At 32.3% G+C, this 12,487-nt stretch carries 7 protein-coding genes and 1 tRNA gene; 6 read left to right on the plus strand and 2 right to left on the minus strand.

Annotation, left to right across the window (positions count from 1 at the left end):
- Window positions 1-9 precede the first annotated feature (9 nt).
- Window positions 10-2,550, plus strand: coding sequence for a leucine--tRNA ligase (leuS, locus tag WOVOC_RS02685; protein ID WP_025264237.1), 2,541 nt, complete (start codon window positions 10-12; stop codon window positions 2,548-2,550).
- Window positions 2,551-4,326: 1,776 nt separating this feature from the next.
- Here the strand turns inward: leuS and WOVOC_RS02695 are convergent.
- Window positions 4,327-4,400: transfer RNA gene (locus tag WOVOC_RS02695), tRNA-Thr, on the minus strand.
- A 991-nt stretch (window positions 4,401-5,391) separates the two neighbouring features.
- Between WOVOC_RS02695 and WOVOC_RS02700 the strand changes: the two genes are divergently transcribed.
- The 5 genes from WOVOC_RS02700 (at window position 5,392) to WOVOC_RS04240 (ending at window position 10,175) form a co-directional block, all read left to right on the plus strand.
- Window positions 5,392-6,117 carry a F0F1 ATP synthase subunit A gene (locus tag WOVOC_RS02700; protein ID WP_014868703.1) on the plus strand — a complete coding sequence of 242 codons (726 nt, stop codon included), beginning with the start codon at window positions 5,392-5,394 and terminating at the stop codon, window positions 6,115-6,117.
- 61 nt (window positions 6,118-6,178) lie between these two features.
- The gene (locus WOVOC_RS02705; RefSeq protein ID WP_014868704.1) at window positions 6,179-6,406 is read left to right on the plus strand and encodes a F0F1 ATP synthase subunit C; all 228 of its coding nucleotides are present in this window, start codon (window positions 6,179-6,181) and stop codon (window positions 6,404-6,406) included.
- A 6-nt stretch (window positions 6,407-6,412) separates the two neighbouring features.
- On the plus strand, window positions 6,413-6,892 hold the full coding sequence (locus tag WOVOC_RS02710) for a F0F1 ATP synthase subunit B family protein (RefSeq protein WP_025264238.1): 480 nt from the start codon (window positions 6,413-6,415) through the stop codon (window positions 6,890-6,892).
- Between the two features lie 8 nt (window positions 6,893-6,900).
- A complete protein-coding gene (locus tag WOVOC_RS02715) occupies window positions 6,901-7,377 on the plus strand; it encodes a F0F1-type ATP synthase subunit B (protein ID WP_014868706.1) in 477 nt (158 codons plus the stop codon).
- A gap of 1,577 nt (window positions 7,378-8,954) precedes the next feature.
- Window positions 8,955-10,175 (plus strand): COX15/CtaA family protein, encoded by a 1,221-nt coding sequence (locus WOVOC_RS04240; RefSeq protein WP_044104096.1) that lies wholly within the window; start codon window positions 8,955-8,957, stop codon window positions 10,173-10,175.
- Here WOVOC_RS04240 and WOVOC_RS02735 read toward each other — a convergent pair.
- Window positions 10,124-12,406 carry an ATP-binding protein gene (locus WOVOC_RS02735; RefSeq protein WP_029784319.1) on the minus strand — a complete coding sequence of 761 codons (2,283 nt, stop codon included), beginning with the start codon at window positions 12,404-12,406 and terminating at the stop codon, window positions 10,124-10,126. The genes WOVOC_RS04240 and WOVOC_RS02735 overlap by 52 nt on opposite strands.
- Between the last annotated feature and the right edge of the window lie 81 nt (window positions 12,407-12,487).

The following is a 12,487-nucleotide window of genomic DNA, read 5'->3' on the forward strand; positions in this document are numbered from 1 at the left end:
TGGATTTATATGAAATATGATTTTAAAACCGTTGAAAAATTTTATCAAAATAAGTGGAATTTCTCTGTAAGCAAGAATAGTAAACGAGATAAATGTTATGTGTTGGAAATGTTTCCATATCCATCTGGCCAAATTCATATGGGACACTTGCGTAACTATACAATAGGAGATGTAATAGCACGTTATAAGAGAGCGCGTGGATTTGAGGTTTTGCACCCAATTGGCTGGGATGCATTTGGATTACCAGCTGAAAATGCAGCAAGGGAGAACAATATTAACCCCGCAATTTGGACAAAAGAGAATATAGATAATATGCGTATGCAACTGAAATCTATAGGTCTTTCCTATAATTGGGAGCGTGAACTCTCCACGTGTGAGCCTGATTATTGTAAACATGAGCAAAAACTTTTTTTAGATCTTTTAAGGCATGGGCTTGCTTACCGAAAAGAGTCATGGGTTAACTGGGATCCAGTAGACCAAACAGTACTTGCGAATGAACAGGTAATCGATGGAAAAGGCTGGCGTTCAGGTGCAATTGTTGAAAAACGTAAGTTAACCCAGTGGTTTTTAAAGATTACTGATTTTGCTGAAGATTTGCTCAAGTGCTTGCAAAATTTAAAGAATTGGCCAGAAAAAGTAAAAACAATGCAAGAAAGTTGGATAGGAAAATCTAAAGGCATCACTATAGAATTTGAAATAATCGGTTTAAACAAAAAATTGAAAATCTTTACAATTCACCCTCACACTTTATTTGGAGCTTCCTTTTGTGCAGTGGCAGCAGAGCACCCTATTATAAAGAATTTCAAAAACAAAAAAATACAAGATTTTGTCGATAATCTGAAAATAAAGGGGAAAAATGACGAAAAAATTGGAATTTACACCGGATTAAATGTCAAACATCCATTTCTTGATAGGGAGTTGCCACTCTATGTAGCGAATTTTATATTGACAGAATATGGAGAAGGTGCAATTTTTGGGTGTCCTGCACATGATCAGCGTGATCTTGAATTTGCACAAAAATATGATTTACCAATCATTCCTGTAATTTGTGAAGAAGGAACACAAAATATAGATTCTTTAAAAGAAACATGTATCAATGATGGAGTGATGTTTAATTCTGAATTTTTAAATGGATTGACGGCTAGTAAAGCAAAAGAAGTAGTCATCAAAAAGCTTGAAGAAAAAGGAATAGGTAAAAAAACTGTAAACTATCGCTTACATGACTGGGGAATCTCAAGGCAACGTTATTGGGGATGCCCTATACCTATTATATATTGTAAAGATTGTGGTACTATTCCAGTACCAGAAAAAGACCTTCCTGTAACTTTACCACCGGACGTAGAATTTACAAGCGGTGGCAATCCACTTGATAAACACCCAACATGGAAATTTGTTGACTGCCCAAAATGTGGAAAACAAGTGGAGCGTGAAACTGATACATTTGACACTTTTTTTGAATCTTCTTGGTATTTTGCTGCATTTTGTAGTGAAGATAAGTTTATCAATAAGGATGCTTGCAACCGTTTTATGCCTGTCGATTATTATATAGGTGGAATAGAACATGCAATCTTGCACCTGCTTTACTCACGATTTTTCTGCCGCGCTTTAACTAGATGTGGTTATTTTGACATTAAGGAACCTTTCTCTACCTTAATCACTCAAGGAATGGTTTGTCATACAACTTATAAAGATGAAAATGGTAAATGGCTATTTCCTGAAGAAGCAAAAGAATTAGTAGCACTAGGTTTAAAAATCCAAGTTGGTAAGGTCGAGAAGATGAGCAAATCGAAAAGGAATACAGTTGATCCAAATTTTATCATAAGAAAATACGGTGCAGATACTGCCCGTTTGTTTGTATTGTCTGACACTCCTCCAGAAAAAGACATAGAATGGTCAGACAACGGTATAGAAGGCTGCTTCCGCTATATAAATAAATTATGGCGTATGGTAATGCAATTCAAACCTATTGCTATCCAAAATCAATCCCCTACCATCCAAGTAGCCGACACCGAGATCAAAAAAGGAAATATGTTATCACATACTGAAATAACACCAGATAAAAATGTTACAAATAAACTTTTAGAGTATAGAAAGAAAATGCACAAACTCTTACACGGGCTTACAGATGACTTAGAAACCTGCAAATTAAATTGTGCAGTGGCAAAATTCCGTGAGATGACGAACTTAATAGCCGAAATAGATATAAAGAACGGAAAATCACTCATTGATGAAAGTATATGCACCCTAATCAGAGTAATCGAACCGTTTATACCACACTTAGCCGAAAGCCTATGGCAAGAAATAGGGGGTGAAGGCATGCTATATCTACAGCCTTGGCCAGAAGTTGCTAAGTCACTACTGATTGATAATGTAGTAACTGTAGCAGTGCAAATCAACGGGAAATTGAGTACAATAATTGAGGTAGCAATTAATCTGCCTAAAGAAGAATTGAAGAAAATAGCAATGAGTTCTGTATCCAATAAGATAGATCAAAACAAAGTTCGAACTATATATACTGTACCAAACAAAATAGTAAACATAGTTGTGTAAAAATCTGAGTAGTGCATCTTTAATTCTATAATTATATTTCTTAATATAAGAAAATATGTACTTGTGCATTGTATACATTTTCCCCTCGTATAAGAACATATATGAAAATGAAGAGATTACGCACTTTAGCTATGTTGCTCACCTTATCTTTAGCAAATAGCTAACAACGTAGTAATTGATTTAGAAGGTCAATACCCTCTATACAGGTTTAAACTTTAGTGCTGAATAGAGTAATAATCTTATTACGAAATCCAACGTTATTTTTGGTCAGATTATAACAAAAATCCCAGCTCGAACTTAAAGTTCTTAGTAAGGTTTAATCACTAAAGAATATATGGGCTAGATTATTAGCAAACTATCCTTACTATTTTAACCCAATACTAACCCGAGATTTCATGTTGGTACAGGTTCAATAAGTAAATCTCCAAATAAATATCCTTTTTTTAGTATCACTGAAGATATACCAGAGCCACAAAAAATGAGAAGCACTCTTAGTGACATGCTTGATCTTGTTAAAGACCTAATTACAGACTAAAAAAAAAGAAAAGAATATAAAAAGTCACCAATAAAAAAAGAACTGAAACCTATACGGCGAAAGGTAAAACAAAAAATCATCAGTAAAAGAAAAGTAAAACCACTAGCGGGAGAAAAAACAAAGCCTACAATAACGAAAAAATAACAAGCGTAACAATAGATGAGAAAGAAATGCTACCCTCTGGTGGACAAAATACTGAATTCTATTCTTAGAGACTGAAAGTTAATGTTGATTTTACAAAATTACTCAGCAGGTAGTTACACAATTGGTATTACTGCAAATAAGTGATTTAAAAGCGAAACATATACTATGGGTAACAATGCAACTTTTTGGATAATAAAATATTTATTCAATATTTATGTGCAATCTAAAAAATGTTTGACTATAGACAAAGTTATGCACGAATTAAAATAATCTTACCAAAAAAAATAAAGGAAAAATTTAGAATAGTTCCTTATAAAAAGAATGACCAATCAAAATATTCAGAAATATATTAGCTAATAGTGGAATATCCATGCTTAATTTAGCAATAAAGGTTTCTATATATTTAAAATAACAGTTCCAATACTCTTTTTAGAGTATTTAGAACTAAACCATCGGATTTTGAAAACAAAAACAAAAGAGCAAGAATACTAACGGCCTATAATTTCAACATCCACAATAGAAAAACTAATGTTTACTGAATTTAAGCAAATAGCCTATCTGAAAATCTAATCCAGATTTACGTTATGAGAACATATAATAACGGCACATTTTGCTTATCAAAAACACTACTATTTAGCAAACTAGCGGCAGCAACTGCGCTTTACTAAGTAAAACCTTATAAATACAACTTAAGAATAAGTACCAACAAGATCCTGCTAGTAGATTCTAGCTATATACCTTGAGAGCCTAAATAACTTTAATGCTCAACATCAACTTTAATCATAAGCTTTTCCTTGTTCTTTTGCTCCTTCTACAACTACATGTTGTTCCTTATGAAGATTATTCCGTTTTGAACTACTTTTATTTTCAGTACCTTAAGTTTCTTTTTTAAAATATCAAGGTTACTCCTGAGCTACAAAATTTTACTCTACTTAAGAAACTTTCCCTTTTTTAGCCTATTCACAGCTTCTTCCTACCTATAATGCAGAATGAGAAGAAATTTAGCAGCTTCTGCTTTTTTATATTTTTAGGAACTTATTTGTTAATGGGTTCCTTCTTACTTATTTCATGTACCATATATTCTTATCCAGCACACATGCCGGCTGTCGGACTTGAACTGACAACCTACTGATTACAAGTCAGTTGCTCTACCTAATTGAGCTAAGCCGGCTTCAAGTATATATACAATTATCAACGAATTTTCGTCAACTAATTTTTAAAATTATCAAAATACTACATAATAAAATAATATGAGAAAACTTCCATTGAAACCAAAAAAGACTTTAGGATAAAATTTTATTTTTATTAAGCGAAACAACAAAAAATAGTCCTTTTTAGCTGGTAGTCCGGAAGATTTTAATATTACCAAAATTAGTTCTAAATATAATATCTTAACAAGAAAGATGCTAGCACATAAATCAAGAGTTCCTGATTGCTGTAGAAAGAAAGCTAATATAATACCTGATCAAAATTATTGCAACCTACCTTATAATTTTTCGGTAGCATTGTTTTAAAAGTGGTTAAATAATATAAAGTTCCCTACAAGTTTGACATTAATGTTTCAGAAGAAGGCGGTAAGTTACATTATAACAAAACCCAATTCTAAAAATTATGGCTTTCTTCTATTGATACCAAACCAAGTAGCAACAAACGTTTGAAAAACTTAACTATAGAAAAATTTTGTTTACTAGCAAATGATACACAAAAAGAACTATTTAATAGTCAAGATGGCATATCAAATTGAGATATTACAAATGAAATATAATTAATAAATTCTAAAACATAATTATTAATAATAGTTGACAACTTCAATAAACATTTCATTAATGAATCAACACTACAACAACGAAAATGCCCTGTATCTTTGCCGAATTATAGTCGCTCTCACAAACTAAGTAGTATAGCTTAAGCTTACCATATTCTAGCTATGTTAAAATGACTCCCAAAAAGATTTATCTATCAATAAAATTGAATTTGATTGTGAAAGTGATAACCCTACTATAAATGTAACTTTAGATCCAGAATACAGAAAATATTCAAGTTATCAAAAAAAGTCAGTAAAAAAGACTGTACTACAGAGTATATATCAATCTTAAACCTTGACTTTACTTTATAGAATTCATACTTTACTTACTGATGTATTTTAAGTTTTTTTAATAAAAATGGCATTAAATCCGCTAGAACAATTTAAAATATATACAATAATAGAGTTACCTAGATTATTCGGGTACGACATAAGTTTTACCAACTCATCTCTTTTTATGATGATTTCAATAATATCAGTTGCACTTTTCTTGCTCTTAGGAGTAAAGCAGAAGTCAGTAATACCAGGATATTTGCAAGCTGCAGTTGAGTGTGTATATGATTTTGTCATTTCAATAATAGAAAATAACACTGGAAGCAAAGGATTGAAGCATATTCCGTTGATATTCACAGCATTTATTTTCACTTTATCGTGTAATTTAGTTGGTATCCTTCCCTACAGTTTTACAGTTACAAGCCATGTGATAGTTACTTTTGCCTTATCGACAATAGTTTTTATTTATACAACTGTTGTTGGATTCAAAGAAAGAGGAATAAAATTTCTACGTATTTTATTACCAGAAGGTACTCCATCATGGCTTGCTCTAATGATGGTTTTTATCAAGCTATTTGCTTACCTCTCAAGACCTATAAGTTTATCAATTAGGCTTGCTGCAAATATGATTGCAGGTCATACAATTATTAAGGTAATAGCAGGGTTTATTGTGAATATGCATTTAGCTCTAACTCCTATACCGTTTTTGTTTATAATTGCCCTAATAGGGTTTGAAGTGTTTGTTGCAATTTTACAAGCCTATATATTCACCTCTTTAACATGTGTATACTTGTCAGATACAGTAAAGTAATTGACTTTATCTTTAGAGCATTTTACAATTAATCCTACAAGGAAATGGTTGAAGGTAATATATGGATTTAGTAGCTTTAAAGTTTATAGCAATCGGGTTAAGTGTACTTGGCATGCTTGGAGCTGGTACTGGTGTAGCAAATATATTTTCTACCATGCTAAATGGACTCGCGAGAAACCCTGAATCAGAAGATAAGATGAAAAAATACGTCTATACAGGAGCAGCTTTAGTTGAAGCAATGGGGTTATTTGCATTTCTACTTGCATTGCTATTAATATTCGTTGTCTAGTCTAATATGCCGCAACTCGACGCTTCAACTTTCTTTTCTCAAGTTTTTTGGTTTTTAATTTTTTTCTCTTCGCTTTTTTTTATAGTATGTTACTTATTTTTACCAAAGTTAGATGAAATAATAAACATCAGAAACAAGAAAGTATTGGATTCTTTTAATAGTTCTATTCGTCTTCTAGAACTCACAGAAAACCAGGTTACTAGGTACAACTTGGCTTTAAACAAAGCTAGAACACAGGCAAAAAAGGTCGTGAGCAATGCACTTGTTCAAGTAGAAGAAATGAGAGCAAGCGTAAAAAATATAATAGAAGAGGAAGATAAAAAAATGAATAAGCTTGTTGAAGAAAAAGTAGCAAAATTTAAATCTGAATATATCGATGAATTAAAGCAAACAGCTATCGGTATCGCTTTAATTTACTACAATAAGTTAACTAATTCTGAAATTGAAGAGGAATTTGTTGCTAACTTGATATTCAAAGAATTTTAGAGGTTTTTATGTCTACATCAATGATCATTGGCCTTGCTTTCTCAGTAGGTTTTATCTTTTCATATAGATTATTAAAGAAATTAATAAAAAATATCCTTAATAGAGAACGTGACAAGAGCAAGTTTACAAACGAAGAGGTTGAAAAATTCAAAAGAGATATGTTAGAATACTATAAAAAGTCTTCTGAAAAATACAAAAAATTAGATGCAGAGGTTAATAAAACAATAAATGAAGCACTCGATAAGGCTAACAGAATCATTAAGTATAATAGACAACAACTAGACCAGACATTGAATGAGAACGCTCGCTTCCACTTGAAGAAAGTCACTGACCAAGTTGAAAAAGCTATTGGAGATTTACAAGCTAGTACAGCAAATATAGCAGCTGATGCCGTAAAAAAAATAATACAAGTACATCAGGATAACAAGCGCAGTAGTGAGATCATATCTTCACTTTCACGCGATCTAAACAAAAAATTACATTAGGTTTAGTCAGCAATTTTCTGCCAGTGATATAGAAAAATTTAAGCTCGATTTTAGTTTACATTAAAGAGCAAGAAAAGATTTTTTATTATAAAATAATACATTTCCTTGGTAAGGATTAAATAATACTACTTTTTTCTATGATTAAAAATACAAATTAAGGTAATAACTATTGGATCAAGGGTTACTATGATGATAACTGCGTATTGATAAAGGTAGGTGTAAACAGGTTTTAGATTCTCTTAACCAAAACCTTTAATATTTCAGAATTTGCGAGTAACTATTTATAGTATAAGAACCCCTAATTTCTCATCCAAGAGCATCAAACTAAGTACGATATTTCTCGCTTTTTTTTTATGACTTCAACTTTAATTCCAACAGCAAATTATATATACTTTGCTTTGATGCTTTCATTTGGATTAGGATGTTCTAACTATTTATTTTAATTTATAACTATATTTTTTAACCTATAGTAACTCTTAACCAAAAAATAAATTGTAATGAGTTAAATGAAGAAGGTTTTCCCATATGTATATATTACTTTGTTACCTATTTTCAAAGAATAGTGCAGTGTAGAACAACTCATTGAAAGTATTAAAAGTTTAAATTATTCAGAATCAAAATTAGATGTGAAGCTTTTTATAGAAAAGTACAATCAGGAAACACTTACAACTATAGCAAAAATATACTTTATCGCAATACTTTAAAGTAATAAAAGTGTTTCATTCTTTTCCTAAAACAAAAGCTAAGTCATACAATCATGACATGAACTTTGCTAAGAAAAAAGTGCGCGGCAATATATGATTCAAGTAACAAGATAGATCCGCTGCAGTTGAAAAACACTAATTGAACTTAATAAATGCGACAACAAGTCGGCCTGCGTATAGGTGAGTTTAAACAACTACAATTATAGTTACAGTTTTCTTATAAAATCTTTTTCTCTAGAATATATGAACTAATTTCAATATTTATTGCCTAGATTTGAAAAAATGAACATATCACCACCTCTAGGTAGTAGCAGTAACCATTCCTTGTAGAATTTTGAGAAAAGCCCTTTTCTGCAATATTTATAATTTCACTAAAGATGCTGACTTAACAAATTCGGAGATATTGAAAAAATTACTAACTATTATACTTGTTTGGATTAAGAAAAGAACATGCTGGATCAAATATTATGTGCAAACTTACATTATCTATTAAAAAAAACATAAAACCATTGAATAAATGCGCTGAATTTAAAGTAATTTTGCTATTGAACCCCTTCATTGGTTCTGCAACTTTATACTTCTCACTACTCCATCTTTATTACTTTCATTAATGTTAACTCGTATTTTAAATGAATTATTTTTGTATTATTCTATAATAGAGTACATGACTAATTTGACTCTTTTGATAAGAACTATCAATCAGCAAAATATGTCTTTATATTTTTATATAATATCAATATTTTTTCCTACCTACAGTCAGATACATAATAGTATTACATCTTTTCTCGCTTTGTGGGAACCAATTATTCATCCTCGGCAATGGAACAAAAGCAATCAAAATCTGTAGTCATCTGGCTCTTCTTCTGCTCTATCATGGTGATCATCATGGTGGGGATTGGAGGGTTTACAAGACTTTCAAAAGCAGGATTATCAATCACAGAGTGGAAACCATTTTCTGGAACATTACCACCATTGAGTGAACAAGATTGGCTGCAAGAAAAATCAAAGTACGAGGCTACACCTGAATATAAAATACTTAACTACGGTATCAGTATGAAGGAGTTTCGTACTTTATATCTAATAGAATATATACATAGATTGGTTGCAAGGCTAACAGGTTTAGCTTTTATTCTGCCATTTATATATTTTCTGCTGAAAAAGAGAATATCTAAAAAGGCAGCAATAAGGCTATCTACAGCACTATTGTTTGGAATATCACAAGCTCTTGCTGGTTGGTACATGGTCAAAAGTGGGCTAGTATCTGAACCTCATGTCAGTCATTACAGGCTTGCACTTCACTTATTGTTAGCATTAATTATTTTTGCATTACTATCATATCAATTTTTTGATTACCAAATACGGATCCCAATGTTACGTACACAACAACTATACAAACATTACAATGTAAGAGTAATTTTCACTAAAAAAGGCATCATCCCAGTGCCCAAACACTGGGATCCAGAAGACTTAACCTTAAACAAACATGTCAAGCGACCATATAGTAAAAGCTGGACTCCAATGCCGAGTACTGGAATAACACCATTTACTGTGCAATTTACTTTTAAAAGCAAGTACTTGTACAGTTATATGTTATTACATACTAGGATAATAGAATCCCAGTTTACTAGTCATAGTACATATCACACAATACTTATTCTGACTCTAGTTACTATACAAATAATCTTTGGTGTTTTTGTTGCAGGATTAAATGCTGGTTTAATTTACAATACTTTTCCATTAATGGATGGACAAATCGTTCCAGAAGATTTACTTTCCTTGCAGCCTATATGGCTCAATATCTTTGAAAATAGAGCGACAGTGCAATTTATACACCGAGCATTAGCATTGCTAATATTAGTTCTGACAATAATACTTACAATAAAAAATACCAGTGTAAAATCGGTATATGTTATGCTATTCTCCGTTATTATTCAGATGATTTTAGGGATAGTTACTTTGTTGTTTCACATACCAATAGCCGTTGCTGTAACCCATCAAATATTTTCGTTTATCTTGTTTGGATCAGGTTTATATTTTTTCTGCTATTTAAGAAAGCAGACCACATCACCAACTTGTACATTTTTTCCTTCTTGAACGGGAATATTTTTTATCACCATTTCTGATTCAGCACATATAATATTTTCCATCTTCATTGCTTCCACAACAAATAAAGGTTGTCCTACTCCTACCTGATCTCCAACATTTACGTGTAATTTAACTAATAAACCAGATATTGGAGATTTTACAGCATTTACTGCAACTCTTTCTGTTTCGTTATTTAGCATGAACTTACTTAATCTAGCTATATGAGGTTTAAACACACAACATTCAGCTTGCATCCCAGCATGTCTTATAAAATATCTACTACCTTGTTTCTCTACCTTAAGTATTATATTGGTATCATCATTAATTGTGATAGATAGTAACCTATAACTTAACTTCCACTTACCTATTATAGAGTATGTATTGTGATTATATACTGTTGTTAACACACTATTTTGATACTTTGCATTTATGGAGTACTCGTTGTTATTTATTCTCACTATGAATAAATCTCTTGCACGACTGCCTGTAGTTCCATCATTATTAGATATTCCCCCAATATTATTGAGTGTCATTCTAACACCGCAAGGTGTCATCTGAGCAAATGACACTGGGACTAATTCTTCTCCTTTTCTAGATTCTAGTATCACACGCTGGAATGACATTAAAGACATTTCATTTACTGCTTTATAATAGCACTTTTCCTCATTTTCCAAATGAACATATAGTACAGCAAAAATAAACACCTTAACATATTCTTCTGTAACAAAATCACCGTGAAAACCATTTGGATAATGGTCTGAGATAAACCTCGTATGGAGTTTCGCTGCAACAAAATTTGGATGATGAAAGATGGATTCCAGAAATTCTATATTATTTGTTACTCCTTCTATATAACACTCAGACAACGCTTTTTGCATTCTGCCGATTGCCTCTATTCTATCTTTTCCGTACGTTATCACCTTCATGATCATTGAATCATAGAACATGCTAATTTCTGAACCTGCAGCAACTCCATCATCTATCCTTACACAGTTGTTAGATTCCTTACACAGCAATTGCTTTGATGAAAGGTTAACAACACTACCCAGTGTCACTCCAGCGCATGATACTGAAACCCAATCGTTTTTTTCCTTGATAGCAGTGTTTGATACTGGAATAATAGGGAGTTGTGTAGAAAAATTTTCATCCGGTTTATTGTAATACCTTATCCTTCCACTAGAAGGAAAAAATTTTTTTGACGGGTCTTCGGCACAAATTCTGCTCTCTATTGCAGATCCAGTAAGTTTAATATCATCTTGACTAAACCTTAATTTTTCTCCACAAGAGGTTCTAATCATTTCTTCCACTATATCTATTCCTGTAACAAACTCTGTTACTGGGTGCTCGACTTGTAACCTAGTATTTACCTCAAGAAAATAGAAATTTTGATTCTTATCTACAACAAACTCAACAGTACCTGCTGAAAAATAACCAACTTCCTTTGCTAAAGAAACACATTGGATATACATTCCTTGTCTTACCCTCTCACTGATAAACGGGCTTGGAGTTTCCTCTATTATTTTCTGATTATTTCTTTGTACTGAGCACTCCCTTTCTCCAAGACACACCACATTTCCATATTTATCTGCTATAATCTGTATTTCAATGTGCCGCGATAACTCTATATACTTCTCTATAAAGATACTCCTATCTTTAAAACTTTTTTCTGCTTCGTTTGTTGCTGATATAAATGCTAATTCAATTTCCTTTTTGGAGCTTACAACTCGCATGCCTTTACCGCCACCACCTAAAGCAGCTTTCAGTATAACGGGAAATCCAATCTCCTCAGCAACGCTAGCTGCATGGGCAGCATCATTGATCTTACCTATATATCCCGGTACCGCATTGACCCCAGCCCTCTTTGCTGCCTCCTTTGCTGTTATTTTATTAGCTATCACTTCTATTGTTTCTGCACTTGGACCAATAAAATCTATACTGTATCTTTGCAAAGCACGTGGAAAATCTGGGTTTTCTGCCAAAAAGCCATAACCAGGATGAACTGCCTGCACACCTGTTTCAACTGCTGCTTCGCATATCTTTTCAATGTTTAAATAACTTAGATAAGAAGGCGAAGGACCAATGTACCTCGACTCATCTGCTTGTCTTACATGCACAGAATTTACATCTGCATCTGAATACACGCACACACAAGATATACCTACTCTATGGGCAGTTCTGATGATCCTACAAGCAATCTCTCCCCTGTTTGCTATTAAAATTTTACAGTACTTTCTTTCCATCACTGCATAAGTCTACTTTCTTAAATTGAGAAAGCAAATTTCTATGTCGCTGCTACAAATAAACTCTAACCTCATATCATA

The sequence above is a fragment of the Wolbachia endosymbiont of Onchocerca volvulus str. Cameroon genome (assembly GCF_000530755.1).
Classification (GTDB): Bacteria; Pseudomonadota; Alphaproteobacteria; order Rickettsiales; family Anaplasmataceae; genus Wolbachia.

Coding starts and splice junctions, on each gene's coding strand:
- leuS (WP_025264237.1), top strand. CDS start 10: ATGAAATATGATTTTAAAACCGTTGAAAAATTTTATCAAAATAAGTGG.
- WOVOC_RS02700 (WP_014868703.1), top strand. CDS start 5,392: ATGGCATTAAATCCGCTAGAACAATTTAAAATATATACAATAATAGAG.
- WOVOC_RS02705 (WP_014868704.1), top strand. CDS start 6,179: ATGGATTTAGTAGCTTTAAAGTTTATAGCAATCGGGTTAAGTGTACTT.
- WOVOC_RS02710 (WP_025264238.1), top strand. CDS start 6,413: ATGCCGCAACTCGACGCTTCAACTTTCTTTTCTCAAGTTTTTTGGTTT.
- WOVOC_RS02715 (WP_014868706.1), top strand. CDS start 6,901: ATGTCTACATCAATGATCATTGGCCTTGCTTTCTCAGTAGGTTTTATC.
- WOVOC_RS04240 (WP_044104096.1), top strand. CDS start 8,955: ATGGTGATCATCATGGTGGGGATTGGAGGGTTTACAAGACTTTCAAAA.
- WOVOC_RS02735 (WP_029784319.1), bottom strand. CDS start 12,406: ATGGAAAGAAAGTACTGTAAAATTTTAATAGCAAACAGGGGAGAGATT.